This window comes from Bradyrhizobium sp. AUGA SZCCT0431, assembly GCF_018131065.1.
Lineage (GTDB): Bacteria > Pseudomonadota > Alphaproteobacteria > Rhizobiales > Xanthobacteraceae > Bradyrhizobium.
In genome coordinates this window covers 65,238-91,147 of record NZ_JAFCLR010000020.1, presented here as the reverse complement: position 1 = coordinate 91,147, position 25,910 = coordinate 65,238, and the positions used below count along the sequence as shown (strand labels likewise).

The 25,910-nt window shown below is 63.6% G+C and carries 29 protein-coding genes; 20 read left to right on the top strand and 9 right to left on the bottom strand.

Translation table 11 applies throughout. From position 1 onward, the window contains the following. Positions 1-3 precede the first annotated feature (3 nt). The 6 genes from JQ567_RS20770 to rplQ all read left to right on the top strand — a co-directional run bounded on the left by JQ567_RS20770 (position 4) and on the right by rplQ (position 4,725). Positions 4-1,113 (top strand): preprotein translocase subunit SecY, encoded by a 1,110-nt coding sequence (locus JQ567_RS20770; protein ID WP_249165585.1) that lies wholly within the window; start codon positions 4-6, stop codon positions 1,111-1,113. Continuing rightward, entirely contained in the window at positions 1,110-1,970 is an 861-nt protein-coding gene (locus JQ567_RS20765) for an adenylate kinase (protein WP_212440525.1), read from the top strand. Before JQ567_RS20770 ends, JQ567_RS20765 begins: the two co-directional genes overlap by 4 nt. Before the next feature lie 184 nt (positions 1,971-2,154). Beyond that, entirely contained in the window at positions 2,155-2,523 is a 369-nt protein-coding gene (gene rpsM / locus JQ567_RS20760; protein WP_192733849.1) for a 30S ribosomal protein S13, read from the top strand. A gap of 121 nt (positions 2,524-2,644) precedes the next feature. After that, entirely contained in the window at positions 2,645-3,034 is a 390-nt protein-coding gene (gene rpsK / locus JQ567_RS20755) for a 30S ribosomal protein S11 (protein WP_192733848.1), read from the top strand. A gap of 118 nt (positions 3,035-3,152) precedes the next feature. Next, positions 3,153-4,184 (top strand): DNA-directed RNA polymerase subunit alpha, encoded by a 1,032-nt coding sequence (locus tag JQ567_RS20750; protein WP_192733847.1) that lies wholly within the window; start codon positions 3,153-3,155, stop codon positions 4,182-4,184. A 124-nt stretch (positions 4,185-4,308) separates the two neighbouring features. Beyond that, positions 4,309-4,725, top strand: coding sequence for a 50S ribosomal protein L17 (gene rplQ, locus JQ567_RS20745; protein ID WP_192733846.1), 417 nt, complete (start codon positions 4,309-4,311; stop codon positions 4,723-4,725). Between the two features lie 101 nt (positions 4,726-4,826). Here the strand turns inward: rplQ and JQ567_RS20740 are convergent, their stop codons facing one another. Further along, entirely contained in the window at positions 4,827-5,228 is a 402-nt protein-coding gene (locus JQ567_RS20740; protein ID WP_212440524.1) for a hypothetical protein, read from the bottom strand. Positions 5,229-5,448: 220 nt separating this feature from the next. Here JQ567_RS20740 and JQ567_RS20735 point away from each other — a divergent pair, with 220 nt between their 5' ends. Together JQ567_RS20735 and JQ567_RS20730 are read left to right on the top strand one after the other, a co-directional pair. Then, entirely contained in the window at positions 5,449-6,243 is a 795-nt protein-coding gene (locus JQ567_RS20735; protein WP_212440523.1) for an SDR family NAD(P)-dependent oxidoreductase, read from the top strand. 8 nt (positions 6,244-6,251) lie between these two features. Continuing rightward, entirely contained in the window at positions 6,252-6,545 is a 294-nt protein-coding gene (locus JQ567_RS20730; RefSeq protein ID WP_212440522.1) for a DUF1330 domain-containing protein, read from the top strand. Between the two features lie 10 nt (positions 6,546-6,555). Here JQ567_RS20730 and JQ567_RS20725 read toward each other — a convergent pair whose 3' ends face one another. From JQ567_RS20725 to JQ567_RS20710, 4 genes are all read right to left on the bottom strand, one after another. Then, entirely contained in the window at positions 6,556-6,858 is a 303-nt protein-coding gene (locus JQ567_RS20725) for a hypothetical protein (protein ID WP_212440521.1), read from the bottom strand. A gap of 66 nt (positions 6,859-6,924) precedes the next feature. Further along, a complete protein-coding gene (locus tag JQ567_RS20720; protein ID WP_212440520.1) occupies positions 6,925-8,418 on the bottom strand; it encodes an amidase in 1,494 nt (497 codons plus the stop codon). Between the two features lie 7 nt (positions 8,419-8,425). Then, on the bottom strand, positions 8,426-9,403 hold the full coding sequence (locus tag JQ567_RS20715; RefSeq protein WP_249165584.1) for a tripartite tricarboxylate transporter substrate binding protein: 978 nt from the start codon (positions 9,401-9,403) through the stop codon (positions 8,426-8,428). A 130-nt stretch (positions 9,404-9,533) separates the two neighbouring features. Next, positions 9,534-10,547: a zinc-binding alcohol dehydrogenase family protein gene (locus JQ567_RS20710; protein ID WP_212440519.1), complete on the bottom strand. Its 1,014-nt coding sequence runs from the start codon at positions 10,545-10,547 to the stop codon at positions 9,534-9,536. A 204-nt stretch (positions 10,548-10,751) separates the two neighbouring features. Between JQ567_RS20710 and JQ567_RS20705 the strand changes: the two genes are divergently transcribed. The 4 genes from JQ567_RS20705 to JQ567_RS20690 all read left to right on the top strand — a co-directional run bounded on the left by JQ567_RS20705 (position 10,752) and on the right by JQ567_RS20690 (position 14,640). Beyond that, complete coding sequence (locus JQ567_RS20705) at positions 10,752-11,129, top strand: helix-turn-helix domain-containing protein (RefSeq protein WP_212414888.1); 378 nt, start codon at positions 10,752-10,754, stop codon at positions 11,127-11,129. Between the two features lie 74 nt (positions 11,130-11,203). Beyond that, a complete protein-coding gene (locus tag JQ567_RS20700; RefSeq protein ID WP_212440518.1) occupies positions 11,204-12,595 on the top strand; it encodes a DegQ family serine endoprotease in 1,392 nt (463 codons plus the stop codon). Further along, positions 12,592-13,929, top strand: coding sequence for a replication-associated recombination protein A (locus JQ567_RS20695; protein ID WP_212440517.1), 1,338 nt, complete (start codon positions 12,592-12,594; stop codon positions 13,927-13,929). The genes JQ567_RS20700 and JQ567_RS20695 overlap by 4 nt, the downstream gene beginning before the upstream one ends. Next, positions 13,930-14,640 carry a tetratricopeptide repeat protein gene (locus tag JQ567_RS20690; protein WP_212440516.1) on the top strand — a complete coding sequence of 237 codons (711 nt, stop codon included), beginning with the start codon at positions 13,930-13,932 and terminating at the stop codon, positions 14,638-14,640. A 6-nt stretch (positions 14,641-14,646) separates the two neighbouring features. Here the strand turns inward: JQ567_RS20690 and JQ567_RS20685 are convergent, their stop codons facing one another. After that, positions 14,647-15,549, bottom strand: a complete 903-nt coding sequence (locus tag JQ567_RS20685) for an alpha/beta hydrolase (protein WP_249165587.1) — start codon at positions 15,547-15,549, stop codon at positions 14,647-14,649. A 303-nt stretch (positions 15,550-15,852) separates the two neighbouring features. On the opposite strand from JQ567_RS20685, the gene JQ567_RS20680 reads away from it, so the two are divergent. Continuing rightward, positions 15,853-17,052 (top strand): RluA family pseudouridine synthase, encoded by a 1,200-nt coding sequence (locus JQ567_RS20680; protein WP_212391721.1) that lies wholly within the window; start codon positions 15,853-15,855, stop codon positions 17,050-17,052. 6 nt (positions 17,053-17,058) lie between these two features. On the opposite strand, the gene JQ567_RS20675 is transcribed toward JQ567_RS20680, so the two are convergent. Then, a complete protein-coding gene (locus JQ567_RS20675; RefSeq protein WP_212440551.1) occupies positions 17,059-17,475 on the bottom strand; it encodes a hypothetical protein in 417 nt (138 codons plus the stop codon). A 186-nt stretch (positions 17,476-17,661) separates the two neighbouring features. On the opposite strand from JQ567_RS20675, the gene JQ567_RS20670 reads away from it, so the two are divergent. The 3 genes from JQ567_RS20670 (at position 17,662) to JQ567_RS20660 (ending at position 20,363) form a co-directional block, all read left to right on the top strand. Continuing rightward, on the top strand, positions 17,662-18,438 hold the full coding sequence (locus tag JQ567_RS20670) for an ATP12 family chaperone protein (protein ID WP_212440514.1): 777 nt from the start codon (positions 17,662-17,664) through the stop codon (positions 18,436-18,438). A 69-nt stretch (positions 18,439-18,507) separates the two neighbouring features. Further along, positions 18,508-20,100, top strand: a complete 1,593-nt coding sequence (locus JQ567_RS20665) for a flagellar hook-length control protein FliK (protein WP_212440513.1) — start codon at positions 18,508-18,510, stop codon at positions 20,098-20,100. Next, entirely contained in the window at positions 20,097-20,363 is a 267-nt protein-coding gene (locus tag JQ567_RS20660) for an EscU/YscU/HrcU family type III secretion system export apparatus switch protein (protein ID WP_192733834.1), read from the top strand. Before JQ567_RS20665 ends, JQ567_RS20660 begins: the two co-directional genes overlap by 4 nt. Here the strand turns inward: JQ567_RS20660 and JQ567_RS20655 are convergent. After that, entirely contained in the window at positions 20,360-20,977 is a 618-nt protein-coding gene (locus JQ567_RS20655; protein ID WP_212387921.1) for a TetR/AcrR family transcriptional regulator, read from the bottom strand. The genes JQ567_RS20660 and JQ567_RS20655 overlap by 4 nt on opposite strands. Before the next feature lie 119 nt (positions 20,978-21,096). Here JQ567_RS20655 and JQ567_RS20650 point away from each other — a divergent pair, with 119 nt between their 5' ends. From JQ567_RS20650 to JQ567_RS20635, 4 genes are all read left to right on the top strand, one after another. Further along, a complete protein-coding gene (locus JQ567_RS20650) occupies positions 21,097-22,104 on the top strand; it encodes a saccharopine dehydrogenase NADP-binding domain-containing protein (protein WP_212440512.1) in 1,008 nt (335 codons plus the stop codon). Between the two features lie 15 nt (positions 22,105-22,119). After that, positions 22,120-22,503, top strand: a complete 384-nt coding sequence (locus JQ567_RS20645; protein ID WP_212440511.1) for a nuclear transport factor 2 family protein — start codon at positions 22,120-22,122, stop codon at positions 22,501-22,503. A gap of 92 nt (positions 22,504-22,595) precedes the next feature. Further along, positions 22,596-23,414, top strand: coding sequence for a class D beta-lactamase (blaOXA, locus tag JQ567_RS20640; protein ID WP_212440510.1), 819 nt, complete (start codon positions 22,596-22,598; stop codon positions 23,412-23,414). A gap of 80 nt (positions 23,415-23,494) precedes the next feature. Next, positions 23,495-24,877 (top strand): serine hydrolase, encoded by a 1,383-nt coding sequence (locus JQ567_RS20635; protein ID WP_212440509.1) that lies wholly within the window; start codon positions 23,495-23,497, stop codon positions 24,875-24,877. A gap of 18 nt (positions 24,878-24,895) precedes the next feature. Here JQ567_RS20635 and JQ567_RS20630 read toward each other — a convergent pair whose 3' ends face one another. Further along, entirely contained in the window at positions 24,896-25,897 is a 1,002-nt protein-coding gene (locus tag JQ567_RS20630; RefSeq protein ID WP_212440508.1) for a dienelactone hydrolase family protein, read from the bottom strand. Between the last annotated feature and the right edge of the window lie 13 nt (positions 25,898-25,910).

Below are 25,910 nucleotides of genomic sequence, written 5' to 3'. Positions count from 1 at the left end.
CAGATGCAGGCCGGCCTGCTGCTTTCATCGCACGCTGCCGCCCGCATTTCGATTTTCGCGCTCTTCATCATTCCCTATCTGAGTGTCGCGATCGCCATGCAGCTTGTCGCTGTGGTGTGGGGCAGGCTGAGCGCGCTGGAACGATCGGGTGAGGCCGGCCGCCGCAAGATTGCCCGCTTCACGCTGATCCTGACGCTGCTGCTTGCGGCATTCCAGGCCTTCGGCGTCGCGTCCGGTCTTCAGGACGTTCCCGGCCTCGTCACCGAGCCCGGCGGCTGGTTCCTGCTGTCGGCCACTGCAACGTTGGTAGGCGGTGTGTTCTTCCTGGTCTGGCTCAGCGAACAAATCACCCGCTACGGGATCGGCAACGGGCTCGCGCTGCTTCTGTTCGTCGGCATCATCGTTTCGCTACCGGCGGATATTTCCGGCACCTTCCAACTGCTGGGACAGGGCGCGATTTCCGGCAACCTTCTGCTGCTGCTGGCCATCCTCGCGGTCGTGGGGGTCGCTGTCATCGTCCTGGTCGAAAGCGCGCGGCGGAACGTGCCGGTGCAATATGCCGCGCGCCAGGCAGGAACACGCCTGCTTCCTGCGCGCTCCTCGGTGCTGCCGATCAAGATCAACAGCGCCGGGTTCCTGATCCCGGCCACCGTGACGCCGTGGATATTCCATCTTCCGCTGGCGCTTGCGGCCTTGGCTTTCGGCCAGACGCCGACGCTCGCCGTCGCCTACGACCATATCCAGTTCGCCCAGCCGGTCCACATGATCCTCGGATCCATTGCGGTCTTCGTGCTGGCTTTCATCTATACCGCCTATGTGCTTGATCCCGCGCGCGCCGCCGAGGTCTTGCGCAAGCGGGGCGGCGCGATTACAGACGTGGCGCCGGGCGAACCCACCGCCGACCATCTCGATCGCGTCGTGACGTTGACGACCTTCATCGGAGCCGTCTACCTCGTGGCCGTGTCGCTGATTCCGGAAGCCCTGGTGGCTTACGGTAAGCTGCCCTTTCTTTTTGGTGGTGGCTCGGCGCTGATTGTGGTTTGCACTATCCTTGATATCAAAACGCAGGTGCGCGGGCATTCGCTCACCAAGCCGGGGGGCGAATTGTCATGAGATTGATCCTTTTGGGGCCGCCGGGTGCGGGCAAGGGGACCCAGGCGCAACGGCTGGTCCACAAGCACGACCTGATCCAGCTCTCCACCGGCGAGATGCTGCGCGCTGCGGTGGCCGCCCAGACACCGGTCGGCCTGCAGGCCAAGGACATCATGGCGAGCGGGTCGCTGGTGCCGGATGAAATCGTGATCGGCATCATCTCCGACCGCCTCGACCAGCCCGACATGAAGAACGGGTTCATCCTCGACGGCTTTCCCCGCACGGTGCCGCAGGCCGCAGCCCTCGATGAACTGCTGAAGAAAAAGCACATCAAGCTCGACGCCGTGGTCGAGCTGCGCGTCAACGAGAGCGCGCTGCTCGACCGCGTCGAGAATCGCGTCGCCGAGATGCGGGCGAGGGGCGAGGAAGTGCGAATCGACGACACCCCGGAGGTGCTGTCGAAGCGGCTGGCGAGCTACCGGACCCTGACCGAGCCTCTGATTCACTATTATTCGGAGCGGCGGAAGCTGCTCACGGTCGATGGCATGATGACCATCGAGCACGTCACCCGGGAAATTAACCGGATCCTGTCCGCGATCGGCGCGGTGGAACCCAAAGCTTCATCGAAGGCAGCTGCACCGGCCAAACAGGCCAAGGCAGGCGCCAGGAAGACCGCCAAGCCCGCGGGCAAAAAAGCCGCCAAAACCGCCGGGAAAGCCGCCAAAACCGCTCCAAAGGCCGCCAAAGCGGCCTCCAAGGGAGCAAAAAAGGCCAAAAAGGCGACCAAGAAAACTGGCAAGAAAACGGCCAAAAAGGCGGTCAAAAAGCCCACCAAGAAGGCCGTGAAAAAGGTCACGAAAAAGCGAGCTAAACGATAGAGACGGTTGACGAAACCGAGTGGAATCCTTTAATAAGCCCCGCATCCAAGTCGGATAGTTTCAGACGATGCCGGGCCCCAAAGAATCTGAGGGGACGGGCGTCGTGTTCGCGTTTGCGGACACCTGCCCGAGTTAGCAAGAACATAGCCCGGTCCGCGAGGGATCGGTGACAGGAGAGAAGTCCGTGGCCCGTATTGCCGGCGTGAATATCCCGACCAACAAGCGCGTCTTGATCGCGCTCCAGTACATCCATGGCATCGGCCAGAAGAACGCGGCCGAGATCATCGAGAAGGTGAAGATTCCCGCCGAGCGCCGCGTCAGCCAGCTCAGCGACCAGGAAGTTCTGCAGATCCGCGAAGTCATCGACCGCGACTATCTGGTCGAGGGCGATCTTCGTCGTGAAGTCGGCATCAACATCAAGCGTCTGATGGACCTCGGCTGCTATCGCGGCCTGCGTCATCGCCGCGGCCTGCCGGTGCGCGGCCAGCGCACCCACACCAATGCGCGCACGCGCAAGGGCCCGGCCAAGTCGATTGCCGGCAAGAAGAAATAAGCTCGCGAACAGCTGACGCGAGGCGGCGAATTTCCATTCGCTCCTCACCGTCTGCTTTTCGCGTTTTAGGTGTAGCCGCTGGCACTACGGCGGCGTTTGAGATCACAGGAAAGGTTTTGGAATGGGCAAGGAAGCCACCCGCATACGCCGCCGCGAACGCAAGAACATCGCCTCCGGCATCGCGCATGTGAATTCGTCGTTCAACAACACGACCATCACCATCACCGACGCGCAGGGCAACACCATTGCCTGGTCGTCGGCCGGCACGATGGGCTTCAAGGGTTCGCGCAAGTCGACCCCCTATGCCGCGCAGGTCGCGGCCGAAGACGTTTCCAAGAAGGCGCAGGAACATGGCATGCGCACGCTGGAAGTGGAAGTTGCAGGCCCCGGTTCGGGCCGTGAGTCGGCGCTTCGCGCGCTGCAGGCGGCGGGCTTCACCGTCACATCGATTCGCGACGTGACGACGATCCCGCACAATGGTTGCCGTCCGCGCAAGCGCCGGCGCGTTTGATGTTTTGGTCGCGGGCGGATTTATCCGCCGCGCGATTGCCTTGGAATTTCGACAGCCGCGGGCTGATCCGCGATCTCCAACGTCAGTTGCGGGCACGACTGGCCCAAAGGACTGACACATGGGTGACACAGTGACGATCCAGAAAAATTGGCAAGAACTTATCCGACCGAACAAGCTGCAGGTAACGCCGGGCACCGATGCGGCCCGGTTTGCGACCGTTGTCGCAGAACCTCTCGAGCGCGGCTTCGGCCAGACCCTCGGTAATGCGTTGCGCCGCATCCTGCTGTCGTCGTTGCAGGGTGCAGCGGTGCAGTCGGTGCACATCGACGGCGTGCTGCACGAGTTCTCCTCGATCGCGGGCGTTCGCGAGGACGTCACCGACATCGTGCTCAACATCAAGGATATCTCGATCAAGATGCAGGGCGAAGGCCCCAAGCGCATGGTCGTGAAGAAGCAGGGCCCGGGCGTCGTCACCGCCGGCGACATCCAGACCGTCGGCGACGTCGTGGTGCTCAATCCCGACCTGCAGATCTGCACGCTGGACGAGGGCGCGGAAATCCGCATGGAATTCACGGTCGCTGCCGGCAAGGGCTATGTCGCCGCCGAGCGTAACCGTCCGGAAGACGCGCCGATCGGCCTGATCCCGGTCGACAGCCTGTTCTCGCCGGTCCGCAAGGTCTCCTACAAGGTCGAGAACACCCGCGAGGGCCAGATCCTCGACTACGACAAGCTGACCATGACGATCGAAACCAATGGTGCGATCACGCCGGAAGACTCGGTGGCCTATGCCGCCCGCATCCTGCAGGATCAGCTCAACGTGTTCGTGAACTTCGAAGAGCCGCGCAAGGAAGTGGCGCAGGAGATCATCCCCGATCTCGCGTTCAACCCGGCGTTCCTCAAGAAGGTCGACGAACTGGAGTTGTCGGTGCGTTCGGCAAACTGCCTGAAGAACGACAACATCGTCTACATCGGCGATCTCGTGCAGAAGTCGGAAGCGGAAATGCTCCGTACCCCGAACTTCGGCCGCAAGTCGCTGAACGAGATCAAGGAAGTGCTGGCCCAGATGGGTCTGCATCTCGGCATGGAAGTGCCGGGCTGGCCGCCGGAGAATATCGACGAGCTCGCCAAGCGCTTCGAAGACCACTATTGATTTAGCAATGACCGCGATGGCCGGGCGAAAGCGCGGCCATTGCATTTTGGGCGAACGCAGGCGGCCCACCTGAGCAACAAGTCCGACGAACCGTCGCGACAGATCAAGTATTGAGGAATTCAACATGCGTCACGGCAAGGTTCATCGGAAGCTCAACCGCACCGCCGAGCATCGGAAAGCGATGTTCGCCAACATGTGCGCTGCGCTGATCAAGCACGAGCAGATCGTCACCACGCTGCCGAAGGCCAAGGAATTGCGCCCGATCGTCGAGAAGCTCGTCACCCTCGGCAAGAAGGGCGGTCTCGCGATGCGCCGCCAGGCGATCTCCGAAATGCGCGACAAGGATCAGGTCCGCAAGCTGTTCGACGTGCTGGCGTCCCGCTACAAGGACCGTCAGGGCGGCTACACCCGCATCATCAAGGCCGGCTTCCGCTACGGCGACAACGCCCCGATGGCCGTGATCGAATTCGTCGACCGCGACGTCGATGCCAAGGGCAAGGACTCCGGCCCGGTGCAGGAAAAGTCCGCCGAAGCGGCGTAAGCCTCACAGGTCAAATGGATTTAAAAGCGGCGCTTCGGGTGCCGCTTTTTTATTTGCCGAACGCAAACGCGGCGCGATGTCCAGCGCCGCGTTCGCTTCACTCACCAGCGATGCCAGTGGCGGTGATAATACCGGGGCCCGCCATAATAGGCGAAGGCCGGGCGGATCACGCGGCGATAGCGAACCACGGGCACATAGGGCTCGCTGTAATATCCATAGTAGGCTGGCGCATAACCGCCGTAATAGGCCGGCGCGTATCCACCGTAATAACGGGGGTAGTATCCGCCGTAATAGCCGGGATATCCGCCATAATATCCGTAACCCGGGCCATAGGCGTAGGCATTGGACGCAAGGCCGCCGATCACCGCTCCCGCCAGGAGGCCGCCAGCCACAGCCGGGAAAAATCCGCCGCCGCGCCAGCGCGCTTCGGCGGGCGAAGGCGCCGCGACCGCCGTCAGGCCGAGGGTGGCCGCAAGTGCCAGGACCAAAGGTGCTTTCCTCATGGAACACTCCTTTCCGCAAATCCGTAAAGCAGACACTCAATAAACACATTCAAGTGAAGTTCGTTGCAGGCGGCAAGCGGCCGAACGGCCGGGCGGCAGATTTAATATTCATGAACGCCTGTTCACGGCTTCGAGCGGCGCGGGTTCACGAACTGAAGAGAGCAATTGCGGCTGCGCCTGCCGCGCCCGATATCCCCGTCATCAAACAGGGAGATACCTCATGAAGATCGATCTTGCGGGAAAAACAGCGCTGGTCACGGGCTCGACCGCCGGCATCGGACACGCCATCGCCAGGGGACTGGCCGCGTCGGGCGCCACGGTCGTGGTCAATGGCCGGGCGCAGGGCAAGGTCGATAGCGTGGTCGCCGCCATCACCAAGGCGGTGCCCGGCGCCAAGGTTCGCGGCGTGGCCGCCGATGTCTCAACCGCGGCGGGTTGCGGCGCGCTGCTCGAGGCGCTGCCCAGCGTCGACATCCTGATCAACAATGCCGGGATATTCGAGCCCAAGGGCTTTTTCGACATTCCCGACGAGGACTGGAGCCGCTTCTACGAGGTCAATGTGATGTCGGGCGTGCGGCTGTCGCGCGCCTACATGCCCGGCATGCTGAAGCGCAACTGGGGACGCATCGTTTTCATCTCCTCGGAATCCGGGCTGAATATTCCAAAGGAGATGATCCATTACGGCATGACCAAGACCGCGCAACTCGCGGTCGCGCGGGGCCTTGCGGAACTGACCCGCGGCACCGCCGTGACGGTCAATTCGGTGTTGCCCGGGCCGACCATGTCGGAGGGCGTCGAGACCTTCGTCAGGGATTTGGCAAAGCAGAACGGCCAGTCGGTGGAGGAGGCGGCGTCGAATTTCGTCAAGCAGCACCGCCCGAGCTCGCTGGTGCAGCGCTTCGCCAGCGTCGAGGAGATCGCCAACATGGTGGTCTATGTCAGCTCCAGGGAAGCCTCCGTCACCAACGGCGCTGCGTTGCGCGCCGAGGGTGGCATCATCCAGACCATTGCGTGAGGTTGATGATGCCGGCCTTTGTCATTTCCGAAGTCGAGGTGAAGGATGCGGCAGGTTTTGAGGCCTATCGCAACCTCGCTGCCCCGACGATCGCGCAATACGGTGGACGCTATCTGGTGCGCGGCGGCGCTGCTGAAGCGGCCGAAGGCGGCCCGCCGCCGAAGACGCTGATCGTGGTCGAATTCCCGTCGATGGGGCGCCTGCGTGAATGGTATGCCTCACCGGAATATGCCGAGGCGCTGAAGCACAGGCGGACCGCGATCGACCGCCGCCTGATTTTTGTAGAGGGCACGCCGGCATAAGGGCTTTTGATTATTTGGGCGTAATTTTGAAGGTCAAGCAGAGCTGCAGTTTCGCCTCCCGGACATCCAACAAGGCGCTATCGAGCTCCCCGGTGTTCAGTCGATTTGCCGCGAGCTCGACTAGTTGTTCGGTGTTCATTGTCTGTAGAATTCCAAACGCTGGAAACTCCGGATGGCAGACAAAGGAGATGGCGTTCAGCAGATCGCCTTCGCCGTCAAAAAGCTTTACGTCGAGCCCGTGGCCCCACGGGCGGTCTGATCTGACGGCCACGCAGCGATAGCCTCCGGCATCGAACTTGAATTCGTCTTGCATTGCAGCCCCTTCAGCACGACCTAGCCGCGCGACTTGCCAGCCCATGCGCCCGCGACGCCGGCATCGTCAGTCGAAATCGCGGAATCCCGGCTTGCCGGCAATCGGCTTCTGGCGGGCCAGCCAGGCGAGGTCGGGAACGGGACGGGCGGTCGCCGGATTGGCTGACAGCAGCGCCTCGATCCCGCGGGCCACCGACAGCGTTGCGAGATCGCCGCCTCGCGGTCCGATCACCTGGATACCGAACGGCATTCCGGCGCCGTCGCGGCCCGCCGGTATCGCCACCGCGGGATGTCCGACATTGGTGACCGCATAGGCCATCGCCAGCCAGTGGAAATAGGATTTTGTCGGGCTGCCATCGATGATTGCAGGGTATAATTCCGACCACGGCCGCGGGCTGATCGTGATCGCGGGTGCGAGAACGAAATCGTGCTCGCCGAAAAACTGCTGCCAGCGCCGATACATCTCGGTCTGCATCGACAGTGCGCGCGCGACGTCGAGCGCCGAATAGCCGAGGCCCTCGGCCACGTTGTCGCGGATGTTGGGGCCGACCTTGTCCGGATGTTTTTCCGCAAGTTCGCGGTGGCGGCCGAGGAAGGCGACCGCGCGCAGGACCGCGAACACGTCGTCGGCATTGCTGCAATCCGGATGGGTCCATTCGACGCTGCGGAACGCCGATCCGAAGGTTGCAAGCTTGGTCTTGAAGGTTTCGGCGATCGCGCGCTCCGTTGGCGCGAAGCCGAAGTCGGTCGTCGCCGCAATTCGTAGAGCGCCAAGGTCGGTCGTCGGTGGATCGCGATAGGCGGCGGGCGCTGGCGAGCCGCCGGCGTGGAGGATCGCAGAAAGCGGATCCCGCGCGTCGCGGTCCAGCATGCAGGACAGCATCAGGCAGGCGTCCGAAACGGTGCGTGCCATCGGGCCGAGCTGCGAGATCTGCAGCCAGGCCATGTTGCGGCTGTTGCTTGCAATCAACCCGGGCGAGGGGCGGAATCCCACCACGCCGCAAAAGGCGGCGGGATTGCGCACCGATCCGCCGGTGTCGGAGCCGGTCGCCAGCGGCACCATGCCGGTGGCAAGCGCCGCCGCCGATCCGCCGGACGAGCCGGCTGCGGACCGATCGGGGTCGAAGGGATTGCCCGTCGCGCCATGCAGCGCGTTGCGGGTGTTGCCGCCCGCGCCCCATTCGGGGACGTTGGTCTTGCCGACGACGATCGCTCCGGCGCGCCTGAGCATCGCGACGATGGCTTCGTCGTTGCTGGCAATATTGTCGGCAAACAGCACGCTGCCGAAACTCGTCGGCAGCCCCTTGGCGTCGATCAGGTCCTTGACCCCCAGCGGCAGCCCGTGCAGCGGCCCAAGCGCGTCGCCGCGCATCACAGCGGCCTCGCTCTGTCGCGCCGTCTCGCGCGCAGAATCGAACCCACGCGCGATCATGGCGTTCACCGCCGGATCGATCGCCTCGATGCGGCCGATGCAGCTATCGAGCAGTTCGACCGGCGAAAGCTTGCGCTCGCCGATCAGCGCCCGCGCCGTCACCGCGGAGAGGTCGCAGGGTTCGGTCATTGGCGGATCACTCTTCCTTGATCCCGGCTGCCTGCGCCAGCGCCTTCATCTCGGCGATTTCCTTGCCGACGAATCCCGGCCAGTCCGTATAGCGCTTGAAAGCCGGCTCGAACCCGACCTTCTGGAAGCGCTCGATCACCGCCGGGGTTGCGATCGCCTCTTCAAGCATCCCCGCCAGCCTGTCGCGGATCGCGGCGGGCGTTCCCTTTGGCACGACCAATGTACCCCAGGAGATGATGTCGGCCTTGGGATAGCCGAGTTCGGCGAGCGTCGGAACGTCCGGCAGGAACGCCGAGCGCTTGGCAGAGAAGACGGCGAGCGGCCGTACGGTGCCTGCCTCGGCCTGCGGCTTGACCGCGATCACCGTGTCGACGTGATACTCGATATGCTTGCCGATCAGATCGTTCATCGCCGGCGCGCTGCCCTTGTAGGGCAGGTGCACCATCTTGATGCCGGCGCTCGACTTGAACAGTTCGCCGGCAAAATGGGAAATGGTCGCCGCGCCAAAGGAGGCCAGCGACAGCTTGTCAGGATTGGCCTTGGCGGCGGCGACGAGGGCGGCGACATCCTTGATCGGGTTGTCGCGATGGGTCACCAGCACCATGCCGATGGTGCCGATCTGGCCGATCGGTTCGAAATCCCTGGCGCTGTCGAACGGCACGGTCTCCTTCACCGCGTTCTGCAGGGTGAAGGTAGAGTTCGAGGAGAAGAACAACGTATAACCATCCGGCGCGGCATTGGCCGCCTCCCGCGCGCCGATGGTGGTGCCGCCGCCGGGGCGGTTCATGACGATCACCGGCTTGCGGAGCCGGGCCTCCAGTTCGCTGGCGATAATCCGGCCGACGACATCGGAGGCCCCGCCGGCCGGGAACGGCAGGATCAACTGGAGCTGCTTTTCGGGATAGTTCGCCTGCGCCACCGCCACGTTGGCGCTTCCGAGCAGGCCGGCCGACGCCATCGCGGCCAATAGAAACATCCGTATCATGTCGAACACGTACTCCTGTCTTACCTAAACCCCGGCAATTCGCGCCGGGGTCTTCGGCGACAGCCGTCCCGGATCGATGGGGGACAAGCTCCCTTGAATCGGGTCCCCGATCAACCCAATTATGGGCCCGCTACCATCCCTCCAGCACGATCTTGCCGCGCGACTTGCCGCTCTCCAAAAGCGCATGCGCGCGTTTGAGATTGGCGGCGTTGATGTTGCCAAAGGTCTGGTCGAGCGTGGTGCGCAGCACGCCCTTGTCGATGAGGTCGGCGACGTCGTTCAGCAGCATGTGCTGGGCGATCATGTCCGGCGTCTGGAACGACGAGCGCGTGAACATCGATTCCCAGTGCACCGAGATCGCCTTGCCCTTGAAGGCGCTCATGGTGAATTCCGGGGGATCGTCGATCAGGCCGAACTTGCCCTGCGGCGCCATCAGGTCGGCGATTCCTTTGTAGTGCTGATCGGTGTAGGTGAGGCTGGCGACCAGGCCGACCGGCGGCACTTTCAGCTGCTCGATCTGCTCCTTCATCGGCTTGCCGTGATCGATCACAGCATGCGCGCCGAGATCGAGGCACCACTTTTTCGATTCCGGCCGGGTCGCCGTGGCAACCACGGTGAGGCCGGTGAGGCGGCGCGCGAGCTGGATCAGGATCGAGCCGACGCCACCGGCGCCGCCGGTAATCAGCAGCGTGCGCGGGTCGACGCTCTTGCCAGGCACCGCGCCGAGCCGGTCGAACAACAACTCCCAGGCGGTGATCGAGGTCAGCGGCAACGCGGCGGCCTGCGCAAAGGAGAGCGACTTCGGCTTGCGGCCGACGATGCGCTCATCGACCAGATGAAATTCCGAATTGGTGCCCTGGCGCAGGATTGAGCCGGCATAGAACACTTCATCGCCGGGCTTGAACAGCGTCACGTCAGGCCCGACCGCATCAACGACACCGGCCGCGTCATAGCCGAGGATCTTGGTCTCGCCTTCGGGCGGCGCGGCGCGCTTGCGGACCTTGTAGTCGACCGGGTTGGCCGAGATCGCCTTCACGGCGACGCGGATGTCGCGGCCTTTCGGCTCGCCCTTGGCGGTCTCGAAATCGATCAGCGAATTCGCGTCCTCGATCGGGAGCGATTTTTGGTATCCGACGGCCTTCATGGCTTTGTCTCCTGGCTGTCCAAAACAGGTGGTCTAAATTTGACGCGTTTTCTTGACGCGAACCGGTCGCCACCCACGGATCAATTCCGAGGGCACGCTTCGCTTGAAAACGCTGTCGCCCTACCTGTCGCGCTGGCATCAATTTAGCAAGTACTGTAAAATCGGGGAACTAGTCCCTGTTTGGATACTATTGGAAAATAACGCATGAAAAGGCGGAATTTTGCCCATCGGCCCGGCTGTGCGGTGGAAGCCACCCTCGACCTGATCGACGGCAAGTGGAAGGGCGTGATCCTGTTCCATCTGCAGGCCGGCACCCAGCGATTTGGGGAGTTGCGGCGGCGGATGCCTGGCATTACCCAGCGCATGCTGACCAAGCAGCTGCGCGCGCTGGAGGATGACAAACTGGTGGTCCGCAAGGTCTATGCCGAGGTGCCGCCGCGGGTCGAATATACCCTCTCGGAGCTCGGCGAGAGCCTGCGCCCCGTGATCGATACGCTGAAGGCGTGGGGGGAGAGCCATCGGGACAGGCTGTCCTGTGGACCGGCGCCGGAAACCATCAAAGCGCCCGATCGCGCAGCGTAGTTGTGTACCGCTTTGCCTTCTCTCGTTGCCGCCTCGCATCTATATCTGACGCACCAAATTACGGGATTTCTTGCATGTTGATTCGCTCTCTTGCCCTGGTACTGGTTTCCGCGATCGTTGCCACGCCGGCGCTGGCGCAGGACCGCCGCGTGCCGTCGTCGGGAGCCGAGCTGCGGCTATCCTTTGCGCCGATCGTGCAGCGGGTGCAGCCGGCGGTGGTCAACGTCTATGCCGCCAAGACGGTGCAGAACCGCAATCCGTTGCTGGACGATCCGATCTTCCGCCGCTTCTTCGGCGTGCCCGGCCAGCAGCCCGAGCAGATGCAGCGTTCGCTGGGTTCGGGCGTGATGGTCGATGCCTCCGGCCTCGTCGTCACCAACAACCACGTCATCGAAGGCGCCGATCAGGTCAAGATCTCGCTGGCCGACAAGCGCGAATTCGAAGCCGAGATCGTGCTGAAGGACAGTCGCACCGATCTGGCGGTGCTGCGCATCAAGGACTCCAAGGAGAAGTTCACGACGATCGACTTTGCCAATTCCGATGAATTGCTGGTCGGCGACGTCGTGCTCGCGATCGGCAATCCCTTTGGCGTCGGCCAGACCGTGACGCAAGGCATCATCTCGGCGCTGGCGCGCACGCAAGTCGGTATCACCGACTACCAGTTCTTCATCCAGACCGATGCCGCGATCAACCCCGGCAATTCCGGCGGCGCGCTGGTCGACATGACCGGCAAGCTTGCGGGCATCAACACCGCGATCTTCTCGCGCTCCGGCGGCTCGCAGGGCATCGGCTTTGCTATACCTGCCAACATGGTGCGCGTGGTCGTGGCCTCCGCCAAGAGCGGCGGCAAGGCGGTGAAGCGCCCGTATCTCGGCGCGAGGTTGCAGGCGGTGACGCCCGAGATCGCGGAGACGCTGGGGCTGAAGTCGCCGACCGGCGCGCTGGTCGCCAACGTCGCGGCGAACAGCCCGGCAGCGCGCGCCGGATTGAAACTGTCCGACCTGATCGTGGCCATCGACGGACAGGTGATCGACGATCCCAACGCGTTCGACTATCGCTTCGCCACCCGTCCGCTGGGTGGTTCGGCGCAGATCGACGTGCAGCGCGCGGGCAAGACCGTGAAGCTGACGATGCCATTGGAAACCGCGCCCGATACCAATCGCGACGAGATCGTGCTGACCGCGCGCTCGCCGTTCCAGGGCGCGAAGGTCGCCAACATCTCGCCGGCGGTGGCCGATGAACTGCGTCTCGATGCTTCTACGGAAGGCGTCGTCGTGATCGATCTCGCCGATGGCGGAACCGCCGCCGGCGTCGGCTTCCAGAAGGGCGACATCATCCTCGCGGTCAATAGCCAGAAGATCGCCAAGACCAGCGATCTCGACAAGGCCTCAAAGACCTCGGCGCGAGTCTGGCGCATCACGGTGGTGCGCGGCGGCCAGCAGATCAACGTGACGCTCGGCGGATGAGCCCGAAGCAGCCACGCGAAGCTGCCAACCTCTTTGCCGCGGCGGGGATGGAGCAGGACGCGCCGCGTCCGCTGCCGGACCGGCTGCGCCCGCAGTCATTGTCCGATGTCGTCGGCCAGGATCACATCCTCGGCCCCGATGGTGCGCTGACGCGGATGCTGGAAACGCGCACGCTGGGCTCGCTGGTGTTCTGGGGACCGCCCGGCACCGGCAAGACCACCGTGGCGCGGCTGCTCGCCGATGCCACTGAACTGCATTTCGAGCAGATCTCCGCGGTATTTTCCGGCGTCGCCGATCTGAAGAAAGTGTTCGATGCTGCGCGTGCCCGCCGCGAGACCGGCAAGGGCACGCTGCTGTTCGTCGACGAGGTGCATCGCTTCAACCGTGCGCAGCAGGATTCGTTTCTGCCGGTGATGGAAGACGGCACGGTGGTGCTGGTCGGCGCCACCACCGAAAATCCGTCGTTCGAGCTCAACGCGGCGCTGCTGTCGCGGGCGCGCGTGCTGGTGTTTCATTCACTTGATGCGGTGGCGGTGGAACAGCTCTACGCCCATGCCGAAAAGATCGAAGGCAAAAAACTGCCGCTCGATGCCGAGGCCCGCGCCGTGCTGGTGCGGATGGCCGATGGCGACGGCCGCGCCGCGCTGACGCTCGCCGAAGAAGTCTGGCGCGCCGCGCGCAAGGGCGAGGTCTTCAACGCCGAGAAGTTGCAGGACATCCTGCAGCGCCGCGCGCCGATCTACGACAAATCCGCCGACGGCCACTACAACCTGATCTCGGCGCTGCATAAGGCGGTGCGCGGCTCCGATCCGGATGCGGCGCTGTATTATCTCGCGCGCATGATGGACGCCGGCGAAGACCCGCTGTTCCTGGCGCGGCGGGTGGTGCGCATGGCGGTCGAGGACATTGGCTTGGCCGATCCGCAGGCGCTGGTGATCTGCAACGCCGCCAAGGACGCCTATGATTTCCTCGGCCATCCCGAGGGCGAACTGGCGATCGCGCAGGCCGTGATCTATCTCGCCACCGCCCCGAAATCGAACGCCGCCTACAAGGCCTTTGGCGCGGCGATGCGCACGGCGAAGGAGGGCGGTTCGCTGCTGCCGCCAAAACACATTCTCAACTCGCCGACCAAGCTGATGAAGTCGGAAGGCTACGGGTCCGGCTACGAATACGACCACGATGCGCCCGATGCGTTTTCCGGCCAGGACTATTTCCCGGAAGCGCTGGGACGCCAGACTTTTTATGATCCGCCCGACCGCGGTTTCGAGCGCGAAATCCGCAAGCGGCTGGACTATTGGGCGAAGCTGCGGCGGGAACGCAGTGGGGGAAGTTGAATGATTGATCTGAAGTGCCGTGGCCTGTTCGCTTTCGCGTGCGCGCTTCTTGCAGTGGGGTTTGCGCATTCCGCGTCGGCTGACACCGTGGAAGTTGCGCCGGGGATACAGGTGACGAAGCGTACCTATGCCGCGCCCAGCAAGGAACAGCCGTTCTTTGGATTTGCAGCCAAGACCGACGCGCAGCGGGAAGAGGACGACAAGTTCGTCAAGGCGCTGGTGCAGGCGGCCGGGACCAAGGAGAAGGCTCTGGACGAAGTGGTCAAGCGTGGTTGGCGGGCGCTTGGATCGGGCAAGTACCCCGAAGCTGCACTGCGATTCAACCAGGCCTACCTGGTCGCTCCCGAACAGAGCGTCGTCTATCACGGCCTGGCCGCGATCGCGCAAATTCGCTTCAAGGACCTCGACTTTGCCGAAGAACTGTTTCGGATTGCGCAGAAGCAGCCCAATCCGTTGAAGATGCTGAATGCGGACTACGGGCGTGTGCTGCTGGTCGCGAAGCGGCCAAAGGAGGCGCAGCCGGTGCTGGAGCAGGCGGTCAAGGACACGCCGGACTTCGGCGACGCCTGGATCAATCTCGCCCACGCCCGCCTGCAAAATGGCGACCGCGACGCCGCCTGCGCGGCGGCCGACGTGGCGATGAAACAGCGTCCATCCAGCAATGCAAGCGTCGACCTCAACCGGTTGCGGAATGATGCGCAGTGCAAGTGAGATCCGTCACTTCCCCGCCTTCACGAACTCCATAATCTCATCAGTCAACCGCGTATCTGACGTGTTGATCGCGTAGACCTCCGACATGTGGCTGTGCTGCGGCAGCATGAAGGTGCGCGCGCATCCGCTGGCGCTTTTGCAAGTGGCCTGCTTCAGCAATTCGTATTGCTCGATGAAGCGCGGTGGATCGAGTTCGGCGGCAGTGGCCATCAACGGAATCTTTGTTTCCAGCAAGCCTCGCAGCGAAGATCGTTCGGCATAGCGCGAGGGATCGGAACCGAAATAGGTGATCTCGGCGTCGCCGACCGGCGATGCCGTCAGGTCATAGATGCCGGAGACCATGATCGCGCCGGCGAGGCCGCCGCCCTTCACCTTGTGAAGCTCGGGGTGCGATACGTAGTTGGCGACATGCACCGCGCCGGCGGATTGCCCCATCAGGAAGACGCGCGCCGGATCGCCGCCACGCTCGGCGATTTTCTCGCTCACCCATTGCACCACCGACGCAAGGTCTTCGGCACTGGCCGGATAAACGAATTGCGGCGCCAGCCGGTAGGTGGCGTTGACGCCGACGAAGCCGTTCTTCACGGCCCACAGCATGATGTTGTCGTAAAAAGGACTGCCGGGATTGCGCTTGTTGCCGGCAACAAAGCCGCCGCCGTGGATGAAGATCAGCACAGGCCGCGCCGATGAATTGGTGTCCGGCGTGAAGACGTCGAGCAGATGGCGATCGGCTGCGCCGTATTTGACGTCGCGCTCGGTCTTGACGCCCTGATACGGCTCCTTCTGCTGCATCGGCGCGTAGAGCGCGGCGGTCTTGGGCGGGTCAATGGTGCGCCCAAGTTCCAGCAGCTTCCACGCCAGATCCTCCGACATCGCCGGCTGCTGTGCGAGGGCTGAACCCGCCCACATGGCTGCGGTCACGGCCAGAAACACCTTCACGGCCCATGTCGTCGATTTCATCCCGCAACTCCCGTTTGCTTCTGAACCATAATCCCGTCGCTGCCCGCCCGGCCGCCGACCAGGCGGACAAGCTTCAAAACGCGACGCACGTCCGCACGAGTATCAGGTGGATTTGGCGCGAGGCCAAATGCAGCGGAAATTGAAGCCGGATCGGCCGGGATTTGCTCCGACATTCTCCGGAATGGGCTGATTCACCGTGACGATTCGCTGCTTTTGCGCTAGGCAACGGCCTTATCCGGAGCCAAGCCAATCATGAGCCGTCGCGTCAAAAAACCTCTCCGCCCGGCGGGCGACCGCCCCAAGGGCGCGCGTCCCTATCGGGGCTCGAAAGCCGAGCGGCCGGCCCATCGTCCGGGCGGCAAGCCGCCGGCGCGTTTTGCGGCCGCGGCGCCCCGCGCGCCGAAACCGGCGCCTTACGTGCCCGAGCCGGAGAAGATTGTCGCCGAGCCACCGCCGCTGCCGACCAAGGTCCAGACCGTGGTGGTGACCGCGGACGAGAACAACATGCGCGTCGATCGCTTCCTCGAGGCCCGTTTTCCGGGCCTGTCGTTCTCCCACATCCAGCGCATCGTTCGCAAAGGCGAGCTGCGCGTCAACGGCAAGCGCGCCGACAGCAAGGACCGGATCGAGGAGGGGCAGAGCATCCGGATTCCGCCGCTCAAGCTCGATACGCCGAAGGTCGGCGGCACGCTCTCGGAAGCCGCGACCAAGACGCTGCAGGCGCTCAAGGACATGATCCTGTTCGAGGACGCCGACGTCATGGTGCTGAACAAGCCCGCTGGGCTTGCGGTGCAGGGCGGCTCCGGCATCACGCGCAATGTCGACGACATGCTGGAAGTGATGCGCGATGCCAAGGGACAAAAACCAAGACTGGTGCACCGGCTGGACCGGGAAACGTCGGGCTGTCTGTTGATCGCGAAAACGCGCTTTGCCGCCACTGCGCTGACCGGCTCGTTCCGCCATCGCTCGGCGCGAAAAATCTACTGGGCAATGGTGGCGGGCGTACCGAAGCCGAAGCAGGGCCGCATCTCGACCTATCTCGCCAAGGAAGAGAGCGAGGACGACACCATCATGCGGATCGCCAAGCATGGCGATGAAGGCGCCAGCCACGCCGTGACCTATTATGCTGTTGTCGAGACCTCGGCGCAAAAACTCGCATGGGTGTCGCTGAAGCCGGTGACGGGGCGAACCCATCAATTGCGTGCGCATATGGCGCATATCGACCATGCCATCGTCGGCGATCCCAAATACTTCAACAAGGAAAACTGGGACCTGCCGGGCGGCATCCAGAACCGCCTGCATCTGCTCGCGCGCCGGATCGTGATCCCGCATCCGCGTGGCGGCGTGATCGACGCGACCGCGCCGCTGCCGCCGCACATGCTGCAATCCTGGAACCTGCTCGGCCTCGAGGCCGACCGCTTCGATCCGATCGAGAACGCGCCGGAGGAATAGGGTATCTCAGCGCTTGAACTGCGTGAGAAACAGCCGCAAGGAATCCTGCGGGCTTTCGATGTCCGAAATCACCCAGCCGTCAGGCCCCTTGACGGCGATGAAGTTCAGCGTGACGGCGCGGCCGTTATTGTTGAAGCTGGCGGTGACATAGGTCTTGTCGAATTCCGTGCGCAGGATTTTGGTCGTGACCGGGCCGATTTTCCAGGTCGGGCTCTGCACCATGAAATCGTACGGCGCCTCGCGCGGGGCGATCCACGCGCTTCGCAGACTGCGGTCGAAAAACTGTTCCGCGATTTCGGCGCTGCGCGGCAATCCCTTCGACATATCTGACGACCCCTTGCCGTAATAGGCGTAGACATTGCGGACCAGGGATTCCGGCGTGCGGAACCCGGCTTGCGCGGGCAGGGCGGCGAGAACAGCCATCGAAATCAGGATAGCAACAAGTAATTTCACGGCTTTCATGGGTTCTCTCTCGGGCCTTATCCTGGTTTCACCGGGCTTATTTTGCCGGTAAATGACATCGGGCGAAAGCCTTGCGCGCGCTTCGAATCGACCGGTTTTCTCAGCAGAACCGGTGTCCATTTCGCCCAAAAGCGCTATAAGGCGCGGATGCGTGAATTATTCGATGAAGTCGCCGGCCAGTCTCCGTTCGATCCCGAAGAGGCGGTGCGGCGCGCGACGCGCGTGCCACAGCGCAAGCGCTTTTACACCAGTGCCGGCGTCGGCGAGGCGGATGGCGGCTTTACTGTCACGCTCGACGGCAAGCCGATCCGTACGCCCTCCGGCCGCCATGTCGTCGCGCCCAACGCTGTTATTGCGGAGGCGATCGCGGCGGAATGGAATGCGCAGGTCGAGACCATCAACCCCCTGACGATGCCATTGACGCGCTTTGCCAACAGCGTTGGCGAAGGAGTCGTCGATCGTGTCGACGCGGTTGCCGACGACGTCGCGAAATATCTCGGCACGGACTTGCTGTTCTATCGCGCCGGCCATCCCGAAGCGCTGGTCGCAAAAGAAGCCGCGCATTGGGACCCCGTGGTGTTCTGGGCCGCGAACGAACTCGGTGCGCATTTCATGCTGGCTGAGGGGATCGTGCACGTCACCCAGCCGGAGCCTGCGATCCAGGCGGCGCGTGCGGTGTTCCCAGGCGATCCCTGGTCGGTCGCGGCGCTGCATGTGGTGACGACACTGACGGGCTCGGCGCTGCTGGCGTTGGCGCTGTTTCACGGCGTGCGCAACGCCGACGAGGTCTGGGCCGCCGCCCATGTCGACGAGGATTGGAATATCGAAAAATGGGGCCTCGACGAGGAGGTCGCGGCCCGCAGGGCATCCCGGCTGGTCGATTTCACCGCCGCGGTCACCATCCTGAAGGCCCTGAAGCCTTGAATCGGGTGGTCGGTTAACGAGAGGTTTACGACGCCGGGGTAGCCTGATGCCCTGGCCGAGACCTCTGATATGGCGATCTCTATCAACAATTCCGTGCTTCCGGTGCTTGCCGCCCAAGAGGTCGGCGGCGTGGCGCCCGAGCTCGTGCTGGCGCAGGGCAGTGTGGTCAATGCGCAGGTCCTGAAAATTCTCGATGCCAATCTGGTGCGGATCGCGATATCAGCGCTCTCCATCGATGTGGCCACGGAGATTCCGCTGCAGGCGGGGCAGTCGCTGCAGCTGGCGGTGTCGCAGACCAAGGACGGGATAAGGCTTGCGGTCGTCGGGCAGGGCGGCGACGCAAAGGGTACATCTGCTGATGCCGTCACCCTGTCGCCGCAGGCGATGGTCGATGCGGCGGCCAACCGACCGACAATCGTAGCACCCACCAAAAACGTCCTGACGCCGCTGGAACGCGCGGCGGTGTCGGTCGCGGCGCAGAGTGCGGCGACCGAGCAGGACAGCCTCGCGCCATTATTCGCCAATCTCGGCGCCGCGGTTTCATCCGCCAACCTGCCGCCGAAACTGCAGCAGGCGATTGCGCAGGTGCTGGCGCAACAGACCAGCCTCGACCAAAATCTCGACGGCGGCGACATCAAGACGGCGTTTCAGAAATCAGGGATTTTCCTCGAGGCGTCGCTGGCCTCGGGCGCGGTGCCGTCATCAGGCGCGCCCGATCTCAAGGCCGCGCTGATCGTGCTGCGTCAGACGCTGCAATCCGCGCTCGGTACGGATGGAACGACGGCCACGAAAGCGGCGCCGGCACAGGCCGGTTTGCCGAATGCCGCCCCCAGCCTCGCGCCTGCTGCGGCTCCCGATCTCGACGTCCACGAAATCCTGCTGCCGCAGGCGCGGCTGCCTGTGGCTCAGGAGCAGGTCCAAACGCGCGGCGGCCTGCAGGGCGCGCTCGCGTCAGCCCTCAATTCCGGACCGAGCGCGGGCGCGACCATGAACCTGCTGCAGGAAGCGCTGCAGCAACTCGGCACTCCCGCGCGGTCGGCAACACTATCGAAGGCGGCGCCCGGCGACGACGTCACCGTTCACACCAATACGCCGCCGCCGCCGTTTCGCGGCGCGTCGCCGACCGCGCAGCCGGTCGCGTTACCTTCGCTCGCGCCGGACGCGCCGCTCGCCACCACAGCGCATCATCTGCTCGACGACACCGATGCCGCAATTGCGCGGCAGACCCTGCTGCAGGTCGCCTCGCTGCCGGACCGCATCGATGTTACAGGCCCGAAGGTCGACGCGACGACGCCGCGCTGGAATTTCGAAATCCCGTTCGTGACGCCGCAGGGCACGGCGATGGCGCAGTTCGAGATTGCCCGCGACGGTGCTGCCGCCGAGGTCGAGGCCGCCAAGCGGGTGTGGCGCGCGCGGTTCTCGCTCGATGTCGAGCCGACAGGTCCGATTCATGCGCTGGTGTCGCTGGTCGGCGAAAAAACATCGGTGCGGATGTGGGCGGAACGGCCCGCCACCGCCGCGCAGCTGCGCGCCGGTGCATCAGAATTGAGCCAGGCGCTCACCAGGGCCGAACTGCAGCCCGGCGAGATCGTGATCCGCGACGGCGCACCGCCGCAGGCTGCCCCCGCCAAAGCCGGCCATTTCCTGGACCGCGCGCTATGAGCGTCGAGGTTCGCAATCAGCTCGCGGTAGCCCTGCATTACGACAAGAAGGGGGCGCCGCGCGTCGTCGCCAAGGGCAAGGGCACCATCGGCGCCAAGATCATCGAACTCGCCAAGGCCCACGACATCCCGATCGAGGAAAACGAAGTGCTGGCCGGCGCGCTGTCGCATGTCGAGATCGGCGACGAAATTCCGGAAGAGCTCTACAAGGCGGTCGCCGAAGTGCTGATTTTCGTACTGCGGCTGTCGGGGCGAATTCGCTAGCTGCGCTTTGTACCGGTCGCAACCGCGATCACCGCTTCTCCGCCTTCGACAAGCGCCCGCGCCGGGCCCTTCTTGCCAAGCACCTGGCTGTTGGCAAACGCACCGTCAATCAACAGCACAAGCTGATCGGCCAGGCTCTCGGGCGATCTCGCCTTGATCGCCTTGGCGAGCGCCAGGAATCGCTGATGCAGCTCGGACTTGTTTTTTTGCGCAACGGCGCGACCGGGCAGGCCGGGCTGCGGAAACTCGATCGCCATATTGAGAAACGGGCAACCGCGATAGCGCGGACCGGTGATGTAGGCCGCGAGCCATTTCAAATGTTCGCTCAACTCCTGCCGGGGCCGATCCTTGTTCGCCGCAGCCACCTTGTCCCAGTGTGCAAAGAAATCCCGGTGCTCGCGCTCCAGGAACGCGGCCACCAGATCGTCCTTGGTCGGGAACCAGCGATAGAGGCTGGTTTTGGCCGCGCCGGATTCGGCAACGACGGTATCAACCCCGACCGCGCGAATGCCGTCACGATAAAATAGCTCGCTGGCCACGTTCAGAATCTTCTCGCGCACCGGACTGCTTTGCCGGGGCCGGCGCTTGTTCGTCGCTTCGGTCGCTTCCGCCATCGGACAGCATCCTCTTTGGAACTTTCACGTCGCTTGACAGTACAGACCTGTCCGTACTACATCAAGCGATACAGACCTGTAGCGTTTATGGGTCCGAAACGAAGAGTGGAGGATCCGTGATGACGCATCAGATTGGTATCTATGGCGGCGCGGGGCACACCGCGAAAATGGTGGCGGCCGAACTGCGGGATCGGGGCTTCGTGCCGGTTCTGGGCGGACGCAATCGCGCCAAACTGGAGGCCGCGGCGCAGGGGTTGAACGGCGTGGAGGTTCGCACCGCCGATATCGCGCGTAGCGACGAACTGCGTGCGTTCATGAACGGCTGTAGCGCGGTGGTCAATTGCGCGGGGCCGTTTCAGGCCACGGCCATGCCGATTGCCTCGCTCGCGGTGGAACAGGGCATTCACTATTTCGATTTCACGACCGATGCTGCGATCGTCAACGCGCTTCATCTGGAACTGGGCAAGGCGGCCGCGGCGAAGAAGTTGCTGATTGCACCGGCGATCGGCTTCTATGGATCGCTGGCTGAATTGATGGTGCGCGCCAGCGCGCCCGATCTTGCTGCGGCCGACGATGTCCTGATCGCCTATTCCGTCAAGGGCTGGAAGCCAACGATTGGATCGCTCAAGGCCATGGCTGAACTCGGCGGACGGCGTGGCGTCCATGCCAATGGACGGTTCGAGATCCGCACCGGCGAGCCGCGGTTTCAGACGTTCAGCTTTCCCGCGCCGGTGGGAGAGGCGCCGGTCTTGCTGGATTACCCGGCGTCCGAAGTCGTGACCATCCCGCGCTATCTCGCAACATCAGAGATAAGGGTGATGATGACCGTAGGGACGGTAAAGGATCTGCGCGCCGCGCCGCCGCCGGATTCCGTATCCGACGAGGAGCGTGCCGGGACTGACTATATCATCGTCACCGAAGTCACCGCGGCGTGCCGGGTTTATCGGGCCACGCTGAGGGGCGGCGATATCTACCGTATCACCGCGCCGATCATCGGCGAATGCGTCGAACGCGCGCTGACGGACCGCGCGCGCGTCCACGGGGTGGTTTCCGCAGCGGAGGCTTTCGACGCCGCGGACATGCTGCAGCAGGTCGCCCGGCATGGGCTGACCGTCTCATTCAACTGACCAGGGAGGACGACGATGACTGTTATGACGATGCCTGCAGCCGCCATTCCGAATTATCAGGACGTTGCCCGCCGCTATGCGGACGCGTGGAATGCCCATGATGTCGGCGCCATCATGGCGATGCACAGCGACGATACGCACTACCACCTGCATGGAGAGGTCGAAGTCCATCGCGGCCGCAAGGCGGTGACCGACAAATTCACGACCCAGCTCAAACAGGTGCCAGACATCCATTTCGCGCTGAAGTCGCTCCATGGCAGCGGCGACCATTTTGTGTTCGAGGCCGTGATCACCTACACCCGAAACGGCGAAAAGGCGCGGTTCGACGGCATTGACCTCATGACGATTCGCGACGGTCTGGTCGTCAGCAAGAACTCCTATATGGTCAAGGCGGAGTAGGGTCGGCCGTATCCGCCACGGATTTACCACGATGTGAGTCAACTTGGGCGGCGGCCGGTCATTGCGTCCGGCCGTTGCAGAGGTGCTCTCCCGTGATCAATCGCCGCCATGCGCTCGGACTTGTTGCCGCCGCGAGCCTTTTGCCTTCGCGCAGCTTCGCCAATGTCTCATATCAGCGCAGCGAATTTCGCGACGATCTGGCAAAGCGGTTTTTCAACCTGGGAACGGTCGGCACCTTCGTCGGCTACAAGGTCGATGACTATCTGATGATTGCCAGCGACAAGGTCCGCTCCGGCGAGGACAAGCTGCCGGCTTCCACCTTCAAGATTCCGAATTCGCTGATTGCGCTGGAGACCGGCGTGGTCGAGGACCCCGACAAGGATATCTTCAAGTGGGACGGGGTGACCCGCAGCATCGCAGCGTGGAACAAGGACCACACGCTGCGCTCGGCGATCGCGGTCTCCGCGGTGCCGGTCTATCAGGAGATCGCCCGGCGCATCGGCTCAGAGCGGATGCAGAAATATCTCGACCTGTTCGAGTACGGCAACCGCGACATCGGCGGCGGCATCGATCAGTTCTGGCTGACCGGAAATCTCCGCATCGATCCCGTACAGCAGATCGATTTCGTCGACCGGCTGCGGCGCGGCGTGCTGCCGGTCGGCAAGCGCAGCCAGGAGCTGGTGCGCGACATCCTGCCGGTAACGAAAGTCGGCGACGCCACGATCCGCGCCAAGAGCGGTCTGCTGGGCGCCGAGCAGGGCAAGCCGTCGCTGGGCTGGATGGTCGGCTGGGCCGAGAAGGGCAACACGCAGACCGTGTTTGCGATGAACATGGACTGCAAGGAGCCCGCCCACATCGCCGCGCGCATGACGGTGACGCAGCAATGCCTGTCAGACATTGCTGCGATTTAATGATCTCGCTCTGGCGACCGGGTTCACGCTGAACTAGCATTTTTCCGCGATGGCAACCCGCCATCGAACGGGGCCTTGGCATGCTGCATCGCCGCGCTGTCTTGCTGGGTGGGTTGGCGCTTTCGCTCGGTGCCGGCTACGCGCGGGCACAGGCCCCTGCCGAGGAGAGTCTTTCGACGATCCTGAAGGAGCGGGTGGATATCGGCCGCGAAACCACCGGCCTCGTTGCCGTCGTTCTCGATGGCGGCCGGCGCATCGATGCCGCCTACGGCCGCTCCGACTCCGCTGACAACCGTGCGCTCGATGCCGACAGCGTTTTCGAGATCGGATCGATCAGCAAGGTTTTTACCGCGCTGCTGTTTGCCGACATGGTGGTGCGCGGTGAAGTGTCTCCCGGCGACCCCGTCGCCAAATTGCTGCCGGCGAACGTTCGCGTGCCCGAATTCCAGGACAAACCGATCACGCTGCTCGATCTTGCGACCTATATGTCGGGCCTGCCGCGCATGCCTTCCAATCTTGCGCCGAAAGACAAGAGCAATCCCTTCGTCGATTACACGGTCGAGAACCTCTACGCTTTCCTGGCCGACCACCAGCTGCGCTTCATGCCCGGTACCCATTATGAATACGCCAATCTGGGCTTCGGTCTGCTCGGTCATGCGTTGGCGCTCCGCGCCGGCATGAGTTACGAAGAACTCGTGATCTCCCGCATCTGCGCGCCGCTTGGCATGGACGATACGCGGATCACGCTGTCGGCTTCGATGCAGTCGCGGCTGGCGCGCGGACACAACTCCAGCCTCGAGCCGGTGGGGAACTGGGACATTCCCACACTTGCCGGCGCCGGCGCGCTGCGCTCGACCGCGAATGATCTGTTCAAATTCCTGGAAATGGCCCTCGGCAACAGGTCGTCGCCGCTGGCGCCGGCCCTGGCCATGACGCTGGGCGAGCGCCACCCGACCGAACGGCCGAGAGTGGAGGTCGGCCTCGGCTGGTTCCTGAGCACCAGCTACAAGGATGAGATCGTCTGGAAGGACGGCGGCACCGGCGGCTATGCCACGTTCGTTGGGTTCTCGATGAAATCGCATCGAGCCAGCATCCTGCTGTCCAACACGGCCGACTACGGGCCGAACCTCAGGCTCGGTGTCCATCTCGTCAATTCTGCCTACGCGCTGCCAAAACTGCGCCGCGCGGTGCCGGTCGATCCGGCGGTGCTTGCGAGCTATGCCGGCCGCTACATGCTGGCCCCGACCTTCGTGCTGGCGGTCCGCGCCGAGGGCAGTCGGCTGTTCGTCCAGGCGACAGGGCAGCCGGAGTATGAAGTGTTTGCCGAGGACGACACCAATTTCTTCTATCGCGTCGTCGACGCCCAGATCACCTTCGATCGCCCCGACAACGGCGCAACGCCGCCGCTGACGCTGACACTGCATCAGAACGGCAGGGATCGGCCGGGACGGCGGCTGCAGTGATTTGGCATTGGCCTGGCGCTACCCCAATTTGAACAGCGCCAGCAAAAAGTCGCTCACGGCCTTGCGCGCTTCCGCGGCGGTCGCCGGGTTGCCGCCGACATGCGGGTTGAGCTCGATGCAGGCATCCTTGTAGCTGAACGGCGCCCTGGTATCGGCATTCATCAGGACGCCGCCTTCGCCCTCGCTGAGCTTGCAATTGCGCGCGGTCTGCGAATTGGCGGAGACCGTCGTCGTGCTGAGGCCGAGCAGGCCTGAATCGAAGCCGTGCGGGGAGTCCGGATATTCGGTCAGCACCACGTCGCGCTTGGCTTCCTGCAGCCGTGCCAGATAGGCCTTGCAGCTCGACACCGGATTATAATCGTCGGGCGTGCCGTGATGGATCCGAATCGGACGCGCCGCGATTTCGGTATCGGTGGCATAGCTCGTCGAGCAATCCGGATAGAACGGGATGTAGGCGGCGAATTGCACGCCGGACTTGTTCCACAGCTTGTTGAAGCGGTCGAGGCTGGCGTAGAGCGTGGCCTGTCCGCCGCGCGAAAATCCCATCAGCACGATCCGCTCAGGATCGACACGCGGATGCTTGGCGAGGATCTCCAGCGAGCGGTAGATATCGACGATGAAATTGAGCCGGCCGAGCAGGCCCTGGTTCGGGCCAACAGCGGTGAGGCCGCGCCCGGAGAAGCCGTCGATTACGAAGGTCGAAATACCCAGGCTGTTGAGCTGGCGCACCCACGGATCCATGCCGGCGCCGACGCCGCTCGAGCCGTGCATCAGCACCACGACCGGCAGCTTCCCCGTGCCTTGCGCGATGCGGAATTGACCGGCGACGGTGACCTGCTTGCCGTTGCCGTCGCCGTTCAAAAATTGCTGGTCCGAAATCGTCAGCGACGGGATCGCGTAGATCTCGGTGCGCGCGGCGACGTCCCTAGGGATCGATTGCGCGTTGGCCTCAAGGCAGCTCAGGAGAATCCCGCCGCAAAAGATCGCGGCCGTGACGGCGAAGCGCCAGTCTCTCAGCATCGGTGTGCCCCCA